This is a genomic window from Chryseobacterium sp. PET-29, from assembly GCF_025736815.1.
Lineage (GTDB): Bacteria > Bacteroidota > Bacteroidia > Flavobacteriales > Weeksellaceae > Chryseobacterium > Chryseobacterium nepalense.
In genome coordinates this window covers 3,468,007-3,491,108 of the sequence record NZ_CP107053.1, presented here as the reverse complement: position 1 = coordinate 3,491,108, position 23,102 = coordinate 3,468,007, and the positions used below count along the sequence as shown (strand labels likewise).

Sequence of the window (23,102 nt, the reverse complement as noted above, 5' to 3'; positions counted from 1 at the left end):
CTCAAAAGGGGATTAATATTTAAGTATAAAAACTATTTTATTTCTTCGCTGCCGGTTTTTTAGCTGCAGGCTTTTTTGCTGTTGCCGTTGTCTTTTTAGCAGCTGTCTTTTTCGCTGCCGGCTTTTTCTTCTCAGCAAAAGCTTTCGGATCCTGATCGGTGATCCATTTTTTAACCTCATCTAAAGAAATTTCCTTCAGCTCTTCAGCATCATATTTGGTATCATCTGCTTTTTTCGGAATCTTGAACATCCCTTTTCCGAATTTAATGAAAGGACCCCATCTTCCGTTTTCAATGGAAATCTTTTCTTTTTCCCATTGCTGAATGTACCGGTTGGCTTCTTTTTCCAGTTTAGCATCAATCAATTCGTTGATATCACTTTGGGAAAGATTTTCAAAATCATACCGCTTCGGAACATTCACGAAAATATCTTTATACTTGATAAACGGCCCGAATCTTCCGGAACCTTTCGTTACAGGCTCACCTTTGTATGTTGCAATCGGTGCGTCTGCGATTTTCTTTTCATTGATAATTTCTTCCGCACGCTTCTGGTCTACCGAAAGCGGATCTTCCCCTTTAGGAATGCTGATATAGGTTTCGCCCCATTTCACATACGCCCCGAATCTTCCGACTCCTACGGAAACCGGCTGCCCGTCTACTTCGCTGAGATCAAACGGAAGCTTAAATAATTCCAGAGCTTCTTCAAGGGTAATGGTGGCGATGTTCTGCCCTGCCATTAATGATGCGAAGATTGGTTTTTCTTCGTCCTCCGTTTCACCGATCTGGATCATCGCCCCGAATCTTCCGATTCTGGCATGAACATTTTTGCCGGTCTTCGGATCAATGCCAAGAAGCCTGTCGCCCGTAGCACGGTCTGCATTTTCTTCCACATCTTCGATTCTCGGATGGAATTTCGAGTAGAAATCCGTCATCATCTGCTTCCATTTCTGGTCGCCACTGGCAATTTCATCGAAACTTTCTTCTACCCTGGCCGTAAAACCGTAGTCGAGAATTTCTTTAAAATTGTCGGTCAGGAAGTCATTTACTACCTCACCGATGTCGGTAGGAACAAATTTATTTTTATCCCCTCCGAATTTTTCTTCAAGGACTTCTTTCTTTATTTTATCTTTTACCAAAGATATTTTTACCACTTCACGAATTTGTGGCTCGATTTCCCGTTTGTCCACATATTCACGATTCTGAATGGTCTGAATGGTTGGCGCATACGTGGAAGGACGTCCAATTCCCAGTTCTTCCAGCTTTCTTACCAGTCCTGCTTCGGTATATCTTGCGCTTGGCCTGGTAAATTTTTCGGTAGCGGTAATTTTCTTATACTCCAATACTTCACCGATATTTACTTTCGGAAGCAGTTTTTCGTTGTTTTCCTCATCATCTTCTTCAGTTTTCACAATGCCGTATGCTTTTAAGAAACCATCGAAAATAATCACTTCACCCTGTGCTTCAAAGTTCTGTGGTAATTTGGCATTCCCGATTTCAATAACGGTTTTCTCAATTTTAGCATTCGCCATCTGCGAAGCCAGTGTTCTTCGGTAAATCAACTGGTATAATCTGTTCAGCTGAACATCACTTACCGTTTTCACCCCGAAATCCGTAGGACGGATCGCCTCGTGAGCTTCCTGAGCGGATGATGATTTTGTGGTATAATTTCGTGGTGAAGAATATGCTGCTCCGTATTCTGAAGTAATCTGTTTTTTTGCTCCTTCAATTGCTTCCTGGGAAAGGTTTACGGAGTCGGTTCTCATATATGTAATAAAACCTTCTTCGTATAATCTCTGTGCAAGACGCATGGTAGTGGTTACATTATATCCTAATCGCGAAGAGGCTTCCTGCTGCAGTGTGGAAGTAGTAAAAGGCGCTGAAGCAGACCTTGTTCCGGGCTTTGTTTCCACATTTAAAACCTTAAACTCTGTAGTTCTTGCAAGTTCTATGAATTTTTCGGCATCCTGTTCTTTATCGAAATCCTTTTTCAGTTTTGCCGCAATCTCCTGATCGGCTGCATTAAGGAAAATCCCGTCCAGCTTGAAGCTTGCTTTCGGAACAAACTCACGGATTTCTTTTTCTCTTTCCACAATTAACCTTACGGCTACGGACTGCACTCTTCCTGCAGATAATCCGGGTTTTACTTTTTTCCAGAGTACGGGAGACATTTCAAAACCTACGATTCTGTCTAATACCCTTCGTGCCTGTTGAGCATTAACAAGGTTCTGATCAATATCTCTTGGGTTTTCGATTGCTTTTAGAATGGCATTTTTAGTAATCTCATGAAAAACGATTCTTTTTCTGTTTTCCGGTTTCAGCTTCAGCTCGTCGGCCAGATGCCATGCAATGGCCTCTCCTTCGCGGTCCTCATCGGATGCGAGCCAAACCATATCGGCTTTTTTCACGGCAGCTTTCAGATCGGTCACCAGTTTCTTTTTGTCTGCAGAAACTTCGTAATCCGGGCTGAAGGTTGACAAATCGATTCCCATTCCTTTTTTAGGAAGATCACGGATATGCCCAAAGCTGGATTTCACTTCAAAATCCTTCCCCAAATACTTCTGAATCGTTTTTGCTTTTGCCGGTGATTCGACGATTACTAAATTTTTCGACATTCTAAAAATTTTTGCAAAAGTAAAGTTTTTTTATTAGATAGGTTTTGGAATTACATTTTATTTAATAATTCCAGCGGTGCTATGAACACTCTATACAATATCCCTTCAAAAGTAAAGCCTTTTCCGGACATCTCAACCCTGTAGATCAGAGAGAAAATAATAATGAATAAAACAGTATAGAATTTTCTGTTAATAATAATTGGCTCAAATACGTATGCAGAATGTCCTGTCCTTAATAATAAAGCAAAAAGAACAATGATCATCATCATATGAATGTACATCCATCTTCCCCAGTCAATAGCCAGATAAAAAAGCGGAAGCGAAAATAAAAAAGCTATAATTAATAAAATAGATATTACCTTTCTGTCTTTTAGAAACTTTAAATAATAATAAATATGAAAAATACTAAAGCCTAAACTTATAAAATACAAAATGTATTCATTGATGTGCTCTTTAATATAATCTCTTTCATTAATATTCCAATAAAATATACCATAAATGGGATGAACTCCTCTTGCTGAGAGAATTTCCAGCGATTTTCCTTCATTAATATTTTTTCCGAAAAAGAATAAAAGAAGACATGGGATTCCGACGCAAAGAAAATATTTGACATACCTTTTAATCTGTAATCTTCCGGTTTTGAGATATAATGCAATAGCAAAATAAGGTATATAAAATAATACGGCTTCATGCAAAAGACTGGTTATGACAAGTGCACCGCATACAATATATTCCTTATATTTTGAAAGTTTACCCCGATCTAATACATACACAAACCAAGTAAATATCAGAAAGAGAATAAACTCTTTTTTTCCTACGTAAGTAACTGTATTGAGAAGTCCTACAAAACCTATGGATGATAACAAGAGAGATAAGTACAACAGGTCTGTAACTTTATAACGGATGAGTTTTGTGTAAAGCAAAAAAAAGCCAGAAATAATAGTAAACTGAAAAAAATACACAAGATAATTAAGCCGTAAACCCGTTATATCCTGCAATAAGAAAAAGAAACTTCCTGATAAACCTCTTCTTTTAAAACCTCCATCCTGATAATTAATGAGCCAGTCGGCAAGGATATATCCATCGTCTTTAAAATTGTAATAACAGGTAAACACAAGGCTATAAATTGCAGTAACTGCAATTAAAAAATAGATACATATTTTTATATTGAAGAATGCCAGGAATTTATTCGGTATCATAGTGTGTTTTTAAGTAATTAATCTATCATTTGTAACGAAATAATCTGATCTGGTTCAAAATTAAAAACCGGAAGATTCCTTCCGGTTAAATTATGAAATAAATTAACTATTCTTTAATAATTTTTATTACGTTTTCCGAGTTATTAATTCTAATTAAATATACTCCCGTTGTTAAAGAAGATAAGTCTGTTTTTTCATCTTCAAATTTCCCCGACTTAATAAGCTGGCCGGACATATTATAAATCTGATAATAATAATCTTTCTGATTATCTGATTTAATATATAAGAAATTTTTAACAGGGTTTGGAAATATTTGAGTTTTAGTATCTGAAACTTTTTCTTTGACAGCTGCTTTTGTTAAGATACCTGCCTGTTTACCCGAAACTATGCTATTAACAGAAAGTCTCGGAATAGGACCTTGCTCATTTCCATTATTGTCATATTTTATTTTTACACATCTGCAACTTGCTCCGAAATATGGATCATTTTTGTCATTGTAAGGAGTGAAATAATTTTTTTCAGGAATATTATTATTTATCTGAAATAAATATCCGATCTGTCTTCCTCTATAATTAGAATTCAGTGCTGCACTCCAGAAAAGACTATATGTACTATTAATAGAATTATAATTTGGAGTATCATTGGTTTCTACATTTCTGATTGCTCTAGTTCCGGTGAAAACAGGATAATTTCCTATTTGATAAATATTATTATAAAAATTAAATCCTGCATTCACACTGTTTGCCACTCTGATTCTGGTTCCTAAATAGTTATTTATTGTCTGATTAGTATCAACCCCTATTCCTAAACCTTTTTTATACCACGGTGAAACCCCATACCCTCCACTTGGTTCAGAATTTGTGTAATCCGGAATTCTCCAACCATCAGGACAGGGATCAAACGGAGATTTTTTTCCACCTCTGCCCCAACGGTCCGCAGCCAAATTAGGATCTGGCGACAACCAGTCTGAGCCGTTAGTATATCTTCCCGTACCGCTTGGAGCAGGATCATAAGAAGAAAGTGTACTGGGGATCATAAATTCCAGCGGGTTTTTAACGGCATAAGCAAGAATTTTAGCTATTTTATCACCGGGTTTATCTGTAGAAAGTACATTAGCAGCATTACTATAAGAATTATAAGCTTTTGTATAGTCAGAATAAAATGTTGTTTCATTCAGTTCATTATATGTTATTGTGCCATCAGCATTCACACTTCCTTTATAATACTTAACAGCATTATTATAATACGTAGGAAATTGAGAATTTGCCTGGTAAGCTGGCCGATAGGTAGGAAAAGGATCTTTTCTTCCCCACTGATAATGCAGACCACCAGACAGAATAATTTGTTCTGCCGCTCCAACCTGTGCTTCGGGGTTAAGGTTATCACCTGTTATTGTAGGAAATGTCTCTATTGCACCTAAATTCCTGTCCATAATTTCCGTTGACAATACTGCACTTCCATTTACATAATTAATGTAGTTTGGTGCTGCTGTTGTAGAAAGATCTGTTGTATAGGAGACGGAACTAATAGGAGTATTTGTCACCCAAATATGCCAACTCCAATATACCGGATTATTGATACTTCCGTTATGCAACGTAATAACCGCATTACCACTTTGATTGGGAGCAATTTTAATTTTAATATTAGTATTTGATATTGCTGATAATGAACCCGGACTTGAATTATTAATTGAGATATTACTGATCAAAGAAGGATTTGTAGACCATAGTACGTTTGTTCTCAAATTATTAAAATTCAAAGGATTTAAAACATCTGTATTATTTAGCAATTGGCTTTGTACAGAAAAAGCTTTACTCACAGGAATCTGAATAGTGGACTCTTCACTACTTTTAACAATAGTATACGTATTTGGATTATTCAGTCCTTCTAAGTACTCAGGAGTATCTTTAAAAAATTCTGTTGGAAAATCATATTTATTAACTTTAAATAAAGGATCCTTTATACATCTGCATCCATTGGCCGCTGATGTTTCTACTTTTCCCAAAGGATAATATTGAAATCTTCCTTTTATTGATGGAAGAGAAGCATCCGGAATATCGGGCTGGTCTTTGTCCGGAATCAGACGCAAACCTCTTGCAAGTACAGCAGGAACAGCTGCACTAAATCTTGCCATAGTAGCGGTCCACAAATACGTTTCATGCTGATCCGTATATTGTCCTTCGTGATAATTTAGATAACCTTTAACAAGAACCCCTGTACCGGGGAAAATTCCCATATTATTCCCACCGACATTACTAAAGTCCATTCCTACATTAGGATATACTTTTATCCCTTTCAAATAGCCAGGAGCGTTATTGTCATTAGGTTTAATGATGTGATATTTGTTGGCTTCAAAAGCATCAATACCCATATTACTTCTAATTCCAAAAGGGCTAAAGTCTACTCTTATATCATCGACATAATTACCATTACCAAGATTTGCTACTAACACAGATGGTATTCTCCACCCATTAGGACAAGGATCAAACACAGATTTATCTTTATAAGAATTAGCTCCATTGTCGGTATTATAGTTGGTTTTTACTATCCCTTTTGAGTTATCGGACCACAGATTTAGCTCTGTCATTCTGGGAGCTGAAAGTCCGGATGTCCCAAACCAGTTTACAGGAAGATCTGGATTATTATTATACAATGCTAACCCAGAATTGTCATCTTTATTTATATAGATAATACTTAATGGATTTTTAACGGACAGGCGAATATTATTCGTAACCTGAGCATTTGAAAGAGGTATATATTTTATAAGATCATCAATTTTTTTCGCATTATTTTGCCAGTTTTTAGCTTGCCTGTGTCTGATTCGTCCTACAGTTCCGGAAACTTCGTAAGCATCATTACCTTTAGTTATCAGCGGAGGAATTGGATCTTTTCTTCCCCATTGGTAAAGGAGCCCACCATTCCTAATCCAATCATCTCCAGTGAGAGAGCTTCCTATAGCACCAAGATTTCTATCCATCCATCCCCAATCAGAATCAGGAATTAATTCTACTGTACCATCACTTTTCTGTCTTTTAAGACCTTCAAAACTTTTATAAGAAGATCCGTTAGTAGGATCATCAGTGACCCATACATGCCATGACCAGAAAATTTCACCGTTGATCTTGTAAGCAATTACAGCATTTCCTTCTTTAGTCTTGTTAATAGGAACCTTTATTTTGGCATTCTCTCCGGAACCAATAATTTCAAGACTATAATTGTTTCCTGATTTAATCAAACCATGATTATCTTCCCAATACACTTCAGCCGTGGCTGTTCCTGCCGGAATAGGACTTCCTCCGATAATATTATTATTACTCCACATGGCATACGCCTTTTTAACGGGAATATACAATCCATTATTCTCCTGATTAGGAACAAAAATATAGCTGTTAGGAGCTTTAGTCCAGTCCGCAACAGAATAGTCTGAAACAGCTCCGTCATTCACCTTAAAACAAGCTTGAGCACATTCGGAAGTGTCATCATAAGCTGAAGTGAAGCCAAAAACACCTGAATATTTGATGAATTTTGAGATTTCTTTCTCTATATCCTGCATAGATCTTTTGCTTATATATGATGTAGAAATATCATTACGTAGTGCCCCTACTCCATATAAGGTCATTTCGGAAGTATTGGAAACAATTAGGCTTTCTGAACCCGGTCCCCTGCGAACACCTAAACCATTGGTATACCCGAAATAAGGAGCTCCATAATTACTTGTACTATCCGGTGTTAGATTTATGTAGGTCCCATCACTTTTGTAAATTCTCAACCCGGTTGAAATACTCGACACAATAACAACAGGCTGCTGATCAGGAATAAACTCAGCCAGATTTTTCCAGGTTCTATTATACATATTGAAATATCTGCTCTCTATAAAAGCAGGATTTTTCCAATTAAAATATCCCGGGCCATTAATCTCTTCAGGCCATTGGCTAAACTTAATAAAAAGCCCGTTAGCTGAGAATTTGCCTGCAAACATATAAACAGGATCATCATAACTATACAGATAAGGAATCGGATGTGTTGAACTTTCATTATAAATGAATTCGGGAGTAGATGCCAGTACATCCGTAGCTGTACCATTATTCAAAAGCTTTACTGCTTTACTGCCATTTACTTCGTTTATCAGGTCCGAAGGATAAGTTGTAGAAAATACTACATCATCCTTCTTATTATTCATCAAAACATTACTTAATTTATTCCAAAAATGGGCTGATGTAACCCTGTCTTTTACACCCAGAACCTTACCTGCATTATCCAAGATCAATGTTCCGTCTTTTTTGGGAGTCAAAAGCATTGTATATTCATTTTCATCAAGATCACATCCGGTTAATATGTAATCACTAAACTTATAATGACTAATACTTTTCTCCCATGCAATACTATTAAAATTGCTTAGGTTTGTATCGGAACTTAATTCTACCTTCACATTGTAAGAACTCTGAGATGAAGCAGGAAGTTCAAAACGTGCCGTAAGATTTTCATTATACTGATTGTAGGAATATAGTATCTTACACCATCCGGTGATCCAATTACCTTGTGAATCCTGATATTTGATTGATAATTTAACATGATCACTTGTAAAAGGTTTTGTAAGTTTTCCGGTCATTACGACCAGTCCTTTTTCATTTACATTCTGATTAATAATAATAAGAGGATCCAGATCGTAATTAAATAGAACTTTTGTAGCAGAGGGAGTCGAAGAATCAAAGTTTTCATAAAATAGAAATACCGGATTGTTCCGTGAAAAGGAATAAATAAAGATTAAACTGCATATTGCAGCCAAAATTTTTTTCTTCATAATAAGTGTTTAAGTACTAAAGATTATTACTTGATAGTAAATTGATATTTAAAAAAATTGTTATTGTTATTCATATTACATTACGGAAGAAGATAATTCTGATAAAGATCAATAGTAAAACGTCCTGCTTTTATATTGTTAAAAGCTGAAAAAACGATAAAATTAAAAACTACCAGTGCAATTATAAATGTATAAATCAAGCCTTTCGTTCTGGCGGATACTACATACATTGAATTAGGAATAATGATATAGGCAAAACCGATAAACGCACCTGCGAGTCTTGAGGAAAATATAGGGTTATTCCTGAAAATAAAATAAAAACATATTCCCAACACCACATAAATACTATGATATTCGTAATAAGGGAATCTGGCTTTCATCTTATCATCAAAAACAAACAGAAAGAATGTAAGGATAGCCATCATAATTTCCGGTATACCAACCGCACCGTTAATTCTTTCAACAGATTCATCCAGATAACCGTTAAAGCCTATGGAGAGTGTATTGTCTGCTGCAACATTGTTCAAAAACCCTCCAAAAGATCTGTAAATTTCGAAAGGAGATAAAAACACAGAGACAATAATGAGAAAAAGCATCACATATTTATTTAATGGAATTTTTACCAGCCAGTACATTGGAAGGAAAATATAGCAAACATTATGAATACCACCAGCTAAGTAAATACAAAGTAAGTAGGCCCAGAATTTCCGTTCCTTTATGTATCTTATTCCGAAATAAACAATGAATGACCCTAAATTTTGTCTGATCTGGCCGCTTTCTCCAATAAAAAAGCCGGGAATAAACATTAAAAGCATAAAGGTAAATGGATAGAAAGTATTATCATCCACATATTCTACCTTAAAAAAAACAGCCAGAATCGCAATAACCAGAGTAACCATGTAAAACGGAGCACCAAATATATTGAGCAATATTTTATTGATGAGTACATACAGCCATTCCAATTCTACAGGTTGCGGACCTTCCCTTCCGATAGCACTCATCAAAATTGAAATATAATCTTTGACATCAGAATAAATATAAATTCCTTTATAACTTCCGTAATCAGGCCCCACATTATTTCGGAGACCTGCTATCATAATAAGATAAACACCCAAAATCCACAGCCATTTTTTTTCAACCTTACCATTAAATACTTCCAAACAACTGAAAATAAGCATATAAATCATCGCAATGATAAAATATGGATGCAGCAAGCTCATGGTTTGATTATTTGTATTTTAAATTGATAGGAAACAAAAATGAGCCCCGTAAGAATGATAGGAACAAACAGCCTGACTTCCCAAAAAAGTCCCACTACAGTAATCATAAGAAGATACGGAAGAGAAAAGAATATATATTTCTTTACCAGAGATTTTCCTTCCTCATTGCATAATTGATAGCAGAAATAAACACTTATAACCGCAAACATCAAACCGCTCATGTTAAACAGACTGGTAAAGTTCTGGAACAAATAGATTCCCTCCACCAAAGACACTTCCTGATTAATAATCATCCGCAGAGCGATGTAAGGAATTGCAAAAGCTACAGCCAATATGAATATTTCGTTCATAAAAGAAAAATCTTTTTTCTTCAGCTTTTCAAAATTCACAAAAACGGCAGCAAAAAAAGAAATAATAAGACACGCAGTTTCCCTTACAAATGTTGAAACTGCTATAACAATGATTAACAGAACAAAATCTGCCCGTCTTTTTTTCTGTAAATATTTAAAGGTGAGAATACATCCCGACAGGTAAAAGAAAATGGCAATCGAATCGCAATTGGTAGGGACATACTGCGTAATTACGAGAAAGAAAACAGCCAGCAGATGAAGCACTCTTCTGACAATGAGCGGGGTAGGCATCCCGGAAGTGCTGACTCCAAAAATTGAATTTAAAATGACAGAAGACAGCAGAAAAAAGAAACTGTTAATAAGAAATGTACTGTGATAAAATAATGTTCCCTGTTTCAAAAGAAAATTCTTCATAAATGGAACGTATGTATTAACAGTAGAAGTAAGAAGTTCTGTGCCATGTACACTCAGATAGTTAGGAATTACTCTGTAAGCATATACTGAAGAGAACATAAATGCCGGTGCTTTTTCCATTGTTTTAAGCCGTGCATAAGAAGATTCAAATCCATAGTAGGACATGAAATACAGCAGGAACGGAAGAATTATTACGAATAAAAATCCGTTTATTTTTTCATCATTTGTTGTAAACATAATAAATTCTAAGCGATGCTTAGTTTTTTTTATATTATTAATAGGAACTTCTGCAAATGTATATTTTTTTTCATTACGATTAAATATTTTATTGATTTTCAGATAAACTTATTATGAAAACACTTTGAACTAATCCTGAAAAATTTAAATTTGCAAACTTGATTTTACCATGTGATGCATCGTTTTTTCATCTTTTTATATTATCTCATTTCTAAAAATAAGCTTCTGTCTGTATTATTTGCAGTAGGAATTGCTGTGATATGCGGTTTCTTTGCTTCAAAAATCAATTTTGAGGAAGATATTAACCAGATTATTCCTAAAAATGAAAAATCAGATCTTACCGCAAAAGTTCTTCAGCAGCTTAACTTTTCAGATAAAATTATTGTTATTATTGAAAACCGGTCCGGAGAGGATAATTTCCAGCTTTCCGAAACGGCAGATGCTTTTCTTCAGAAAACAGAACCTTTACAAAAGTACATCAGCTCTGTTCAGGGAAAAGTAAATGACAGTGAAATATCCGAAACCTTTGATTTTATCAACCAAAATCTTCCTTTATTCTTAGATGAAAACGATTACACGGAAATTGAGAGAAAGCTCAATAAAGACAGTATTGCAAAACAGGTAGAAAACAACTATATCTCCCTGGTTTCTCCCACAAGCCTGTTGACGAAGGAATTTATCAAGAAAGATCCGCTTGGCATTACTTTTTTAGGGATAAAAAAACTCAATGCTTTAAACATCAGCAAGGATTTTAAACTTGAAAACAGCTATATCGTTACCAAAGACGGAAAAAATCTTTTGCTTTTTATCGATCCTAAAAATAAAAGCAACGATACCAAAAACAATGAAGCATTCATTGATCATTTAAATGAAATAAAAGATAACCTGAATAAGCAGTTCAAAGGGAAAACGGAAATCAGCTATTTCGGCTCTCCGGTAATTGCGGTTGCCAATGCTCAGCAGATCAAAAAAGACATCCAGAACACGGTACTGATTTCCCTGACTATTTTATTGGTGGTACTGATCTATTATTTCCGGAATTTCTTTACCCCGTTTATTGTATTTCTCCCGACGGTTTTTTCGGTATTGCTGGCTTTACTGATCCTGTATTTTATAAAAGATAAAATTTCCGCTATTTCATTAAGTGTAGGTGCCATTCTGATCGGGATTACGATTGATTATGCCCTCCATATTCTTACCCATTACAAGCACAACAATAATATTGAAGAACTTTATAAAGAAATCACACAGCCCATCATATTAAGCAGTGCCACCACGGCAATTTCGTTTCTCTGCCTGGTTTTGGTACGTTCTGAGGCGTTGAAAGATCTGGGACTTTTTGCCGCCATTACGGTTATGCTATCCTCTGTTATGGCATTAATTATTGTTCCCCAGCTCTACCATCCCAAAAAACAAAAAGACGCAAATACCAATTTTATTGATAGAATCGGGTCTTATCCTTATGAGAAAAATAAACCTCTGATTATCGGCTGTTCGGTGATCATCATGGCCTGCCTGTTTGGATTCCGGCATGTAGGATTTAACGAAGATATCGGAGATTTAAATTATATTCCTAAAGATTTAAAAATAACGGAAGCTAAACTCCAAAAGCTTTCCGACATTACTTCAAAATCCATTTACACGATTTCTTATGGCAATTCTGCAGAAGAAGCACTCTCCAAAAATTCGGAGCTGGGCCGGTTTCTTGAAAAGGAAAAGCAGGAGGGAAAAATATTAAGCTATAATTCTTTGGGAAAAGTTGTGCTTTCCGAAAAAGATCAGCAGAAAAAAATTGAAGACTGGAAAAAATTCTGGACCTCTGATAAAAAAATACGCACCGTTTCCGTGCTCATTCAAAATGGGAATCAATATGGTTTTAATGAAGCTGCATTCAATCAGTTTAATGATAATTTAAATAAAGATTACACTCCGTTAAGCCTTAAAGAGTATGAACAGATAAAAGCACTGCAAGTCTCTGAATTCCTGAGTGAAGAAAACGGATTTTATACTGTATCGAATGTCGTAAAAGTAGATGAAAGCAAAAGAAACGCTTTTATTAAAGATGTTGAAAAAAAACATGACGTTCTTGCCATCGACCGGCAGCAGATGAATGAAAACTTTCTGGGACTGCTGAAACGCGATTTTAACACCCTGATCAATTATTCCCTTTTAGCCATTGTTTTAACGATCATTGTGTTTTTCAGAAATTTTGAACTCACGCTTCTCACCATGTTCCCGATTGTCCTTACCGGTATAGTCACGGCAGGGATGTTATATTTTCTCGGGTTAGAACTTAATATTTTCAGTACGGTGGTCTGTACATTGGTTTTCGGTGTAGGAGATGATTTCAGCATCTTCCTGACCCAAGCTATGCAAAAAGAGCATACGACCGGTAAAAATGAACTTCCTACATACAGAACCTCAATCATTCTGGCGGTTTTCACCACTATTTTGTCTATCGGTTCACTGATCTTCGCCAAACATCCTGCCCTTCATTCATTAGCTCTGGTGGCTTTAATAGGAATGTTTTCGGTAATTGTTATTACGTCAACCTTATATCCTTTCTGGTTCAGATTACTTATTACCAACAGGGCAAAAAAAGGACTCTCTCCTATTACATTAAGGCTTTTTATACATTCGGTACTGTCTTTCCTTTATTACGGATTGGGAGGATTGTTTTTCTCATTGTTTATCAGTCCGTTTACAAAGAATTCCAAGGGCGGAACTTTAAACTTTTTTAAATTTATTTCTGCGAAATTTTTAACTTCTGTCTTGTTTACCAATCCATGGGTAAAGAAAAAGATCATTAAAGCTACGGATGAAGATTTCAGCAAACCGGCCATCATTATTGCCAACCATACCTCATTCCTTGATATACTCGCAGTTGCAATGACTACACATAAGTTTGTTTTCCTTGTTAATGACTGGGTATATCAATCACCTGTTTTCGGAAAAATGGTGAGGGCATTAGGATGCTATCCTGTTTCCCAAGGTATAGAAAACGGTATTGATAAGTTAAAAGATAAAGTAGATCAGGGATATTCTCTGGCTGTATTCCCGGAAGCAGAACGTTCCTACACAAACGACATTAAAAGATTTCATAAAGGTGCATTTTATCTTGCTGAGCAATTCGGATTGGATATTGTACCGGTTTATATTCACGGAAATTCCGAGGTATTGCCGAAAGGAGATTTTATCATTTACGACGGATCCATTATCGTAAAAATTGGCGAAAGGATAAAAAAGGAAGATGAAAGCTTCGGGAAGAATTATTCTGAACGTACCAAAAAGATTAACGCTTACTTCAGAAAAGAATTTGCCATTCTGCGAAATGAACTCGAAGATGAGAATTATTTTAAGAAAAAACTGTTTTTAAGCTTTTTATATAAAGACAATGAAGTGGTGAGCGCCGTTAAAAAAGATTTTGAAAACAATAAATCAATCTACTTTGAACTCGGCAAGCATATTCCGAAGAACGCGAATATCCTTCACATCGCAGACGATTTCGGGCAGAAAGACATTCTGCTTACGCTTCAGCAGGCAGAAAGAAAAATATTCAGTTTCATAAAAGATGTTGAAAAAAGACAGATTGCCCAACAGAACTATCTGGTCAAAAGAAGAAAAATCAGCTACATCAATGATTTTGAAGAAATCACAAAAAACATTGACATCCTGTTGATTTCAGATGAAAACTTCAGCATCAATGCATTGGAAAAACTTCCTGAAACCATTATCTTTTGTAATGCAAAAAATAATATATTAGATAATGCTGAATATTCATTAAAATTCAGTTATGGATCATTAAAAATATTTACTTCACAATAATAAATATGAAAAGCATATTTTTGTAAACGGATAAAAAGAATTAATGAAAAAGAATATACTTGTTATATATTATACTCAGTCCGGCCAGCTGGAAGATATTGTAAAAAATATGGCTCAGCCATTTGAAGAGAAAAACCTTGAATATGAGGTAACCTACTATAATATACAACTGAAAAAAGATTTTCCTTTTCCGTGGTCAGGTGATGTATTTTTCAATACTTTTCCTGAATCTTATCTGCAGATACCCAGTGAAATTCTGCCGCCACCGGAAGAAGTTCTGAATAAAAAATTTGACCTGGTTATTTTCGGATACCAGGTCTGGTATTTAACCCCGTCCATTCCCATTATTTCTTTTCTGAAAAGTGGCTTTGCCGAAAACATTCTTAAAGATACTCCGGTTATTACTGTTTCAGGAACAAGAAATATGTGGATGTTTTCTCAGGAAAAGCTTAAAGTATACCTGAAACAAATGCAGGCTAAGCTTGTAGGAAATATTGCGTTGGTAGACAGACACGATAATTACACCAGTGTCCTTACCATCCTTCGCTGGATGACTACCGGAAAAAAGGAAAAATCCGGTATGCTTCCTGCAGCAGGAGTTTCAGATGAAGAGATTAACGGAGCCGGAAAATACGGCAGAATTATTGAAAAACATTTTTCCGCCAATACACTGGGAGCACTTCAGCCGGATCTTGTAAAAAACGGAGCCGTAGAAATCCGTGCCTTCCTGGTGAGAGTAGAAAAAGTAGGCAATAAAATTTTCAAAGTATGGTCCGGCCTCATCATGAGGAAAAAAGAAAAGCGACCTTTGCTGATCAAATTCTTTAAGGTATATTTGATGGCCGCAATATGGATTGTATCACCCATAGTTCTGGTATTACATTTGCTTACAACACCTATCTTTTGGTTTAAAAGAAAAAAACAAAGAGAATATTTACAAGGAATTAATATAAAATAGAATGAACGACGTATTTATTACAAAAGCTTCAACATACTTGCCGAATGAACCGGTTTCTAACGATGAAATGGAAACGTATCTTGGCTATATAAATGACAAACCGTCAAAAGCAAGAGCTTTAATTCTAAGAAACAACAAAATTACAACAAGGTATTACGCTTTAGACAAAGAAGGAAAACCTACCCACACCAATGCTCAGATTACCGCAAAAGCCGTAGAAGGTCTTTTCGATGAAAATTTTGGTAAACAGGATATCGAGTTGCTTTCTTGCGGAACCACTTCTGCAGATCAGATCCAGCCTTCTCATGCATCCATGGTTCACGGAGAGCTTAATCTCAATAAATCAATCGAGATTAACACCTCAACAGGCCTTTGTAATTCTGGGATGAATGCCTTTAATTACGGTTTTCTTTCCGTAAAAGCAGGGGTTAAGGAAAATGCCGTTTGTGTAGGCTCGGAAAGATTTTCAGCATGGATGACTGCCGATAAATTCAATCATGAAGCAGAAAATTTAAAACTGCTTGAAGAAAGACCTATTATTGCATTCAAAAGAGAATTTTTAAGATGGATGCTTTCCGACGGTGCAGGTGCGCTGCTTCTTGAAAATAAACCAAGACCCAACCAAACTTCCCTGAAAGTAGAATTCATTGATTTTTATTCTTACGCCCACGAGATTGAAGCATGTATGTATGCCGGATGCGAAAAACAGGAAGACGGAAGCCTGAAATCTTGGGCAGATTATTCTTCGGACGAATGGCTGAAACAATCCATCTTTGCTCTTAAGCAGGATACAAAAATTTTAGACCAGTATATTTTGGTGAAAGGTGCCGAAAGTTTAAGATCATCTTTCGATAAGCACAATCTTGACCCAAATACAATAGACCACGTACTGGCGCACATTTCGTCAGGATACTTTAAAGAAGGATTGAAAGAAGAATTTGCCAATGTAGGATTGGATTTTCCTTGGGAAAAATGGTTCTATAACCTTTCCGAAGTAGGAAATATTGGTGCCGGTTCTATTTTCATCGCTCTTGAAGAATTAATGAATTCAGGAAAATTGAAAAAAGGAGAAAAAGTACTTCTTTGCGTGCCGGAAAGTGGAAGATTTGCCTACTCTTGTGCCCTCTTAACTGTTTGCTAAATGGAAAACCGATTGCCTACATCCGATCAGAATTTTGTTGAAAGCCTGATTCCTCAGCGGTTTCCTTTTGTAATGGTAAACAGCATCGCAGAATATTCGGAAAGTCATATTGTTTCAGGATTTATTCCGACGGAAGAAAACATTTTTATTCAGAACGGAATTTTCCAGGCTTCAGGATTGCTGGAACATCAGGCACAAAGTGTAGCGCTTCATACCGGCTATAAATTCTATCTTTCGGGAAAAGAAGCGCCTACCGGATATATTGGCGCCGTTAAATCGTTTGAGGTAAACAAGCTTCCGGAAACGGGAGATGAGTTAGTATCCGAAGTTTTCATTATTAATGAAATGATGGGTGTAACTTTAGTAGATGTCATCACAAAAGTCAATGATGAGGTTGTTGCAAAATCTCAGATGAAGACTGTAGTCATGTAATATTTGAATTAAAAATTTCGTGATCTTGGCTAAGTAAAATCGAAAATTTGTGGTAGTCAAACGACTCGCGAACTTAAAATATATCATTTAATGGAAATCAAGGAAGAAAACATCATCAACATCCACAATTTTCTCCCGCATCGCGACCCGATGCTGATGGCAGACTACATCATGGAACTGACTAAAGAAAAAGTGGTAACTTCCTTTGAGATTCAGCAAAACAATATTTTTGTACACAATAACGAATTTGCTGAGGCCGGCCTTATTGAAAATCTTGCACAAACCTGTTCTTCAATTCTGGGACAAAGTTTTTTTGAGAATCCTGACACAGATACCAAAGTGATTGGCTTTATTACCTCCATCAAAAAAATAGAAGTGCATGCACTCCCAAAAGTAGGTGATACAATTATTTCCAGAGCCTCGCTCATTTCACAATTCGGGAATATATGCAATATCTTTTGCGAAACTTTTCATAATGACCAGCTTTTGATCAGAGCTGAAATCAATTTGTTTATTCAAGAAGTAAAAAGCTAAAGCCCATGAAAAAGCAAGACCTTCCGCAAGACGAAAGCAATCTTAAATCCGCAAACATGACTGAAGTTCTGTATGTTACGGATGAAAATGACAATTATACCACCGCCAACAGCATTGGCTGGGATGCCAAAAAAGCGGCGCTGGAAGAATCCATGGAACTCATCCATGAAAGAATTGAAGAAGCAAAGCAAAACGTAGCCAATAATATCGTAAGTCCTATTGTCTATTTCATGGAGCTCAATAAAATGGATCTTCAGGTGCTGGCAGCCTACGTAGGAATGTGGCAGTGGCGGGTAAAAAGACACGGAAAACCAAAAATATTTAAAACACTAAGCGACTCTGTACTGAAAAAATATGCTGATACATTCGGTATTACGGTAGACGAACTGAAAAATTTCAACGGAAAGTAAATTATCGTTGAAAAGTAATAAACCAAGCTAAGAATGAAAATTAATTTTGAACACCATCAGACTGCGCATTGCGAAAACGGTGTTGCTTCCAATTTATTATTAAACAAAGGGTTAAAACTAAGCGAGCCCATGATCTTCGGAATCGGTTCCGGATTATTTTTTGTTTACCTCCCTTTTTTAAAAGTAAATTTTGCGCCCGGTTTCAGCTACCGTCCGATGCCGGGAGCCATTTTCAGCAAAGCCGCAAAAAGACTGGGAATTAAAATTAAAAGGCTTAAATTTTCTAATCCGCAGGAAGCTCAGAAAGCCCTTGAAAAAAACCTTGAAAATAATATTCCTACCGGCCTTCAGGTAGGTGTTTTCAACCTTACCTATTTTCCGGAAGAGTATAAATTCCATTTCAATGCGCACAATCTTGTAGTGTACGGAAAAGAAGACGGGAAATTTCTTATCAGTGATCCCGTAATGGATTATGTAACCACCCTCAGCGAAGCCGAGCTGGAAAAGGTGAGATATGCCAAAGGAGCACTTCCTCCGAAAGGACACATGTACTACCCTACTTATATTCCGGAAAAGATCCATCTTGAAGAAGCGATTAAAAAAGGAATTAAAGATACCTGCAAAAATATGCTTGCTCCTGTTCCTATTGTCGGGGTAAAAGCGATAAGATGGGTCGCCAGAAGCATTCCGAAATGGGCTGAAAAAAAAGGTACAAAGACTACCAATCATTATTTGGGTCAGCTGATCCGCATGCAGGAGGAAATAGGAACCGGAGGAGGAGGCTTCAGGTTCATTTACGGAGCTTTCTTACAGGAAGCGGCTGTTATTCTCAAAAATGATGAATTAAAAGAACTGTCGAAAGAAATCACCATGATTGGTGACCTCTGGAGAGATTTTGCAGTGGATATTGCCCGGGTTTACAAAAACAGGAATTCAAAAAGCGATATCTATAACAACCTTTCAAAATCAATGCTTCACATTGCAGATCTGGAAGAAGCTTTCTATAAAAAATTAAGAAAAGCAATATAACGTGGAACATTTTATTGAAATAAAAAATCTTTACAAAAAATATAAGAATGCAGAAGACTTTTCTGTAAATGATATTTCGCTGAATATTGCCAAAAACGAGATCTACGGAATTCTCGGGCCCAACGGAGCCGGTAAAACCACGCTTATTTCCATACTTTCCGGATTGATTAAACCCACATCGGGACAATTTACCATTGACGGGCTTTCCCCCCAGAAAAACGGTTTTAAATTAAGGCAGATTATTGGTATTGTTCCTCAGGAATACGCTTTGTATCCAACTCTGACGGCAAGAGAAAACTTAATGTTCTTCGGAAGCTTGTATGGTTTAAGCCATAAAAATTTAAAAACTTCCATTGATGAATCTCTGGAAATCATGGGACTGTCAAAATTTGCCGATAAAAAAGTGGAACAATTTTCCGGAGGAATGAAACGCCGCTGCAACCTCATCGCAGGAACCCTTCACAACCCGAAAGTTTTATTTCTGGATGAACCGACCGTAGGCGTAGACGTACAGTCTAAAAAAGCAATTATTGATCATCTTTTAGATCTGAATAAAAAAGGAACCTGTATTATTTATACTTCACATCACCTTTCTGAAGCGGAAGAATTCTGTACCAAAATTGCCATTATCGATCACGGAAAAATCCACGCAGTTGGGACTCCCGAAGAACTGGTAAACAAAGTAGGCAACGCAGAAAACTTAGAAGATGTTTTTATTTCATTAACCGGAAAAGAATTACGAGATGTTGTTGTATAAACTGTGGCGAAGCTTTATTAAAGAAATCCTTCTCCTTAAAAGAGATATCGGAGGGATCGTCATCATTTTCGTGATGCCGTTACTGCTGATTATTACCATTACTCTAATTCAGGATTCGACCTTTAAAAATATGGAAGGTTCAAAAATCCCGATTATATTTATTGATAATGACCAATCTGAAATTTCAGAAAGCATAAAGAAGCAGCTTGAAAACAGTAAAACATTTGAGCTGCTGACCGATTTTAATGAAAAATCTGCTGAGACAGCCGTATTTGGGGGAGATTATCAGATGGCTATTGTTATCCCTAAAAATTTAACGAAAGACATCAACTCCAATATTGATTCTAAGGTTCAGTCTATTGTTAGCTCATTTGGATTAGAAACCGATTCTACGGCGATAAAACAGAATACTTCAAAAGCAAAAGATATCCGCCTTTATTTCGATCCCGCAACCAATATCAGCTTCAAAAACAATGTGATGAATGCCGTGAATAAAATGGTTTTTGAGATCGAAAACAAAAAGATTTATAAAGCGTTTCAGGATCAGCTGGGAACTACGGAAGATCTAAAAAATAACAGCCTGATTGCCTTTAAGGAGATCACTCCGAAAAAAGGAAATATGGATGTATTGCCGAATTCCGTTCAGCATAATGTTCCGGCCTGGGCTTTGTTTGCGATATTTTTCATTGTCGTTCCGCTTTCTATTAATTTAGTTAAAGAAAAAAGCCAGGGAACAAGCGTGAGGGCAAGAATCAGTCCGACACCGTATTTCATTCATATTTTAGGAAAAACATTTACATATCTTATTATCTGTGTTATTCAGTTTTTGCTGATGGTTGCGGTAGGAATTTATCTTTTCCCGTATATGGATCTTCCGCAGTTTGATGTGACCGGAAAGATGTTTCCGTTAATTATCGTTACCATTTTCGCCGGATTAGCGGCTATTGGATTTGGGGTTTTGCTGGGAACTGTTGCAGATACGCAGGAACAGTCAGCTCCGTTCGGGGCAACTTCAGTTGTGGTGCTGGCAGCAATCGGCGGAATTTGGGTTCCGGTTTTCCTGATGCCGGAATTTATGCAGACCATCGCCAAATTTTCGCCGATGAACTGGGGCTTAAATGCGTATTATGATATCATTTTAAGAAACAGCGGAATCGGTGGTATTGCAAAAGAAATCATATTTTTATTTTTATTTTATATCGCTATGGTTGCTATTTCATTATTTTACGAAAGAAAACAAAATGCAGTCTAAAGAAACTATATTAAGCTGTACCGAGGAAGTCCGTGTCCGCTTCAACGAAACAGATCCGCTTGGAATTGTTTGGCATGGGCATTATATTGTGTATTTTGAAGATGGAAGAGAAGCTTTCGGGAGACAACATGGTTTAACGTATCTCGATATTCAGAAGGCTGGTTATGTAACGCCAATCGTTAAAAGTACCTGCGAACATTTTCTCCCACTGAAATACGGGGAAACGTTCAAGATTGTAACGACTTTCGTTAATGCGGTATCAGCGAAATTAATATATCAATACGAGCTTTTTAACGAAAATAATCAATTGGTTTGTTCCGGAGAAACCATTCAGGTTTTCCTGGATTCCGATAATAATTTATGTTTGTACAATCCTGAGTTTTTTCAGAGCTGGAAAGATAAAATGGGATTACCATGAAAGAAATTTATATCACCGATTACAATTGTGTCACGCCATTAGGTTTTGATGTTTTTTCCAACTGGGATGCTCTTCTGGAAGGAAAATCCGGTGTCTCTCTGCATAAAATCGTAGAGAATCACGAACCTTTTTACGCTTCCAAAATTAATTCTGAAAAACTGGAAGAGGAATTTACAACAAATTTCAAATCCGTACAGAACAACAATTTTACAAGGCTGGAAAAAATGTTTTTGTTAAGCTTACAACCTTTGGTTGAAAGACATCAGATTACAGAAGAAACAGCTTTTATCTTATCAACTACCAAAGGAAACATCAGTTTATTAAAAAATAAAAATACTTTACCGGAAGGCGTTTTCCTTTCGGATTTAGCTCAAAAAATTGCCGATTTTTTCGGATTTAAAACCAAGCCAATTGTAGTTTCCAATGCTTGTGTTTCCGGAGTAATGGCACTCGCTGTTGCAAAAAACATGATCTTGTCCGGAAAATATAACGATGCTTTTGTTATTGCCGGAGACGAAATTTCAGAATTTGTCATCTCTGGCTTCAATTCTTTTCAGGCTATCGGAAGCGGGATATGCAAACCCTATGATAAAACCCGCGACGGCATCAATCTTGGTGAGGCAGCAGCAGCAGTTTACATAACAGGCTATCGTTTTGACGAAGGAAAAACCCTACAAAACGAAAAATTTAGTTTTAAAATTTTAGGAGATTCTGCTATTAATGATGCCAATCACATTTCCGGACCCTCCAGAACCGGTGATGGCTTATATACAAGCATTAAAAATGCGATGACGGAAGCACAGGTTACAGCAGAGCAAATTAATTTTATTTCCGCTCACGGAACTGCCACCATCTATAATGATGAGATGGAAGCTATCGCTTTCAACCGTGCGGAGTTACAAAATATTCCTTTGCATAGTTTAAAAGCGTATTATGGGCATTGCTTAGGTGCTTCCGGGCTACTGGAAACTATTATTTCGATGGAAAGTGCCTTACATAAAACATTGCTTCCATCTAAAAATTTTGAAGACCTCGGAACTTCCCAATCTTTGAATATTATTAAAGAAAATCAACCTGCAGAAATCAGATATATTCTGAAAACGGCTTCAGGTTTTGGCGGTTGTAATGCGGCGGTTGTTTTGGAAAAGTGTAAAGAATAATTTCGTAATTTTGATAGACTTAAAGGTTGAAAAATGGGCTCTACAATAGAAATCAGAAAAAGAATTCACGAATTCATCGACATTGCGGATGAAAGAATTTTAAGAATCATCAACAGCATTATTGATGCAGAAGAAGATTCAGAACTAAAATCTTCAGAATATCCACAAGTTCCGGATCATATTTATGACCGAATTGAAGAAGAGCGTGGAAAATATTTAAGTGGTGAACTTAAAACTTCTTCGTGGGAAGAAGTAAAAGAAAGACTGATGAAAAATTTATGATTTATCAAATTTCTTTATCTCCAAATGCCGAAGCTGATCTTCAAGAAGCTGCATTGTGGTACGAAAGTAAGC

At 36.4% G+C, this 23,102-nt stretch carries 17 protein-coding genes; 12 read left to right on the top strand and 5 right to left on the bottom strand.

The genetic code is table 11. The annotated features are described in order from the left end of the window. Window positions 1-37: 37 nt before the first annotated feature. The 5 genes from topA to ODE14_RS15850 form a co-directional block, all read right to left on the bottom strand. Complete coding sequence (gene topA, locus ODE14_RS15870; protein WP_263602124.1) at window positions 38-2,611, bottom strand: type I DNA topoisomerase; 2,574 nt, start codon at window positions 2,609-2,611, stop codon at window positions 38-40. Between the two features lie 50 nt (window positions 2,612-2,661). After that, window positions 2,662-3,810, bottom strand: coding sequence for a hypothetical protein (locus ODE14_RS15865; protein ID WP_263602123.1), 1,149 nt, complete (start codon window positions 3,808-3,810; stop codon window positions 2,662-2,664). Between the two features lie 106 nt (window positions 3,811-3,916). Further along, entirely contained in the window at window positions 3,917-8,611 is a 4,695-nt protein-coding gene (locus ODE14_RS15860) for a T9SS type A sorting domain-containing protein (RefSeq protein ID WP_263602122.1), read from the bottom strand. Between the two features lie 80 nt (window positions 8,612-8,691). Then, window positions 8,692-9,831, bottom strand: coding sequence for an EpsG family protein (locus ODE14_RS15855; protein WP_263602121.1), 1,140 nt, complete (start codon window positions 9,829-9,831; stop codon window positions 8,692-8,694). Further along, complete coding sequence (locus tag ODE14_RS15850) at window positions 9,828-10,832, bottom strand: hypothetical protein (RefSeq protein ID WP_263602120.1); 1,005 nt, start codon at window positions 10,830-10,832, stop codon at window positions 9,828-9,830. The genes ODE14_RS15855 and ODE14_RS15850 overlap by 4 nt, the downstream gene beginning before the upstream one ends. Before the next feature lie 174 nt (window positions 10,833-11,006). Between ODE14_RS15850 and ODE14_RS15845 the strand changes: the two genes are divergently transcribed. From ODE14_RS15845 to ODE14_RS15790, 12 genes are all read left to right on the top strand, one after another. Beyond that, window positions 11,007-14,657, top strand: a complete 3,651-nt coding sequence (locus ODE14_RS15845; RefSeq protein ID WP_263602119.1) for an MMPL family transporter — start codon at window positions 11,007-11,009, stop codon at window positions 14,655-14,657. Between the two features lie 43 nt (window positions 14,658-14,700). After that, window positions 14,701-15,615, top strand: a complete 915-nt coding sequence (locus ODE14_RS15840) for a dialkylrecorsinol condensing enzyme DarA (RefSeq protein ID WP_263602118.1) — start codon at window positions 14,701-14,703, stop codon at window positions 15,613-15,615. Between the two features lies 1 nt (window position 15,616). Beyond that, the gene (locus ODE14_RS15835) at window positions 15,617-16,756 is read left to right on the top strand and encodes a beta-ketoacyl-ACP synthase III (protein ID WP_248388759.1); all 1,140 of its coding nucleotides are present in this window, start codon (window positions 15,617-15,619) and stop codon (window positions 16,754-16,756) included. Further along, window positions 16,757-17,188: a hypothetical protein gene (locus ODE14_RS15830; protein WP_263602117.1), complete on the top strand. Its 432-nt coding sequence runs from the start codon at window positions 16,757-16,759 to the stop codon at window positions 17,186-17,188. It abuts the gene before it with no gap. 90 nt (window positions 17,189-17,278) lie between these two features. Beyond that, on the top strand, window positions 17,279-17,722 hold the full coding sequence (locus tag ODE14_RS15825; protein WP_263602116.1) for an ABC transporter permease: 444 nt from the start codon (window positions 17,279-17,281) through the stop codon (window positions 17,720-17,722). A 5-nt stretch (window positions 17,723-17,727) separates the two neighbouring features. Beyond that, complete coding sequence (locus tag ODE14_RS15820) at window positions 17,728-18,132, top strand: hypothetical protein (protein WP_248388766.1); 405 nt, start codon at window positions 17,728-17,730, stop codon at window positions 18,130-18,132. Between the two features lie 33 nt (window positions 18,133-18,165). Continuing rightward, the gene (locus ODE14_RS15815; RefSeq protein ID WP_263602115.1) at window positions 18,166-19,161 is read left to right on the top strand and encodes a BtrH N-terminal domain-containing protein; all 996 of its coding nucleotides are present in this window, start codon (window positions 18,166-18,168) and stop codon (window positions 19,159-19,161) included. 1 nt (window position 19,162) lies between these two features. After that, window positions 19,163-19,918, top strand: a complete 756-nt coding sequence (locus ODE14_RS15810) for an ABC transporter ATP-binding protein (RefSeq protein WP_248388770.1) — start codon at window positions 19,163-19,165, stop codon at window positions 19,916-19,918. Next, the gene (locus ODE14_RS15805; RefSeq protein ID WP_248388772.1) at window positions 19,905-21,170 is read left to right on the top strand and encodes an ABC transporter permease; all 1,266 of its coding nucleotides are present in this window, start codon (window positions 19,905-19,907) and stop codon (window positions 21,168-21,170) included. Before ODE14_RS15810 ends, ODE14_RS15805 begins: the two co-directional genes overlap by 14 nt. Continuing rightward, window positions 21,160-21,588, top strand: a complete 429-nt coding sequence (locus ODE14_RS15800; RefSeq protein ID WP_248388775.1) for an acyl-CoA thioesterase — start codon at window positions 21,160-21,162, stop codon at window positions 21,586-21,588. The genes ODE14_RS15805 and ODE14_RS15800 overlap by 11 nt, the downstream gene beginning before the upstream one ends. Then, complete coding sequence (locus ODE14_RS15795; protein WP_263602114.1) at window positions 21,585-22,748, top strand: beta-ketoacyl synthase N-terminal-like domain-containing protein; 1,164 nt, start codon at window positions 21,585-21,587, stop codon at window positions 22,746-22,748. Before ODE14_RS15800 ends, ODE14_RS15795 begins: the two co-directional genes overlap by 4 nt. A 33-nt stretch (window positions 22,749-22,781) precedes the next feature. Further along, window positions 22,782-23,030: an addiction module family protein gene (locus tag ODE14_RS15790; RefSeq protein WP_248388779.1), complete on the top strand. Its 249-nt coding sequence runs from the start codon at window positions 22,782-22,784 to the stop codon at window positions 23,028-23,030. Window positions 23,031-23,102 lie beyond the last annotated feature (72 nt).

What these genes read in the sequence shown, in the direction of transcription:
- topA (WP_263602124.1), bottom strand. Translation starts at nt 2,611, where the DNA reads ATGTCGAAAAATTTAGTAATCGTCGAATCACCGGCAAAAGCAAAAACG.
- ODE14_RS15865 (WP_263602123.1), bottom strand. Translation starts at nt 3,810, where the DNA reads ATGATACCGAATAAATTCCTGGCATTCTTCAATATAAAAATATGTATC.
- ODE14_RS15860 (WP_263602122.1), bottom strand. Translation starts at nt 8,611, where the DNA reads ATGAAGAAAAAAATTTTGGCTGCAATATGCAGTTTAATCTTTATTTAT.
- ODE14_RS15855 (WP_263602121.1), bottom strand. Translation starts at nt 9,831, where the DNA reads ATGAGCTTGCTGCATCCATATTTTATCATTGCGATGATTTATATGCTT.
- ODE14_RS15850 (WP_263602120.1), bottom strand. Translation starts at nt 10,832, where the DNA reads ATGTTTACAACAAATGATGAAAAAATAAACGGATTTTTATTCGTAATA.
- ODE14_RS15845 (WP_263602119.1), top strand. Translation starts at nt 11,007, where the DNA reads ATGCATCGTTTTTTCATCTTTTTATATTATCTCATTTCTAAAAATAAG.
- ODE14_RS15840 (WP_263602118.1), top strand. Translation starts at nt 14,701, where the DNA reads ATGAAAAAGAATATACTTGTTATATATTATACTCAGTCCGGCCAGCTG.
- ODE14_RS15835 (WP_248388759.1), top strand. Translation starts at nt 15,617, where the DNA reads ATGAACGACGTATTTATTACAAAAGCTTCAACATACTTGCCGAATGAA.
- ODE14_RS15830 (WP_263602117.1), top strand. Translation starts at nt 16,757, where the DNA reads ATGGAAAACCGATTGCCTACATCCGATCAGAATTTTGTTGAAAGCCTG.
- ODE14_RS15825 (WP_263602116.1), top strand. Translation starts at nt 17,279, where the DNA reads ATGGAAATCAAGGAAGAAAACATCATCAACATCCACAATTTTCTCCCG.
- ODE14_RS15820 (WP_248388766.1), top strand. Translation starts at nt 17,728, where the DNA reads ATGAAAAAGCAAGACCTTCCGCAAGACGAAAGCAATCTTAAATCCGCA.
- ODE14_RS15815 (WP_263602115.1), top strand. Translation starts at nt 18,166, where the DNA reads ATGAAAATTAATTTTGAACACCATCAGACTGCGCATTGCGAAAACGGT.
- ODE14_RS15805 (WP_248388772.1), top strand. Translation starts at nt 19,905, where the DNA reads ATGTTGTTGTATAAACTGTGGCGAAGCTTTATTAAAGAAATCCTTCTC.
- ODE14_RS15800 (WP_248388775.1), top strand. Translation starts at nt 21,160, where the DNA reads ATGCAGTCTAAAGAAACTATATTAAGCTGTACCGAGGAAGTCCGTGTC.
- ODE14_RS15795 (WP_263602114.1), top strand. Translation starts at nt 21,585, where the DNA reads ATGAAAGAAATTTATATCACCGATTACAATTGTGTCACGCCATTAGGT.
- ODE14_RS15790 (WP_248388779.1), top strand. Translation starts at nt 22,782, where the DNA reads ATGGGCTCTACAATAGAAATCAGAAAAAGAATTCACGAATTCATCGAC.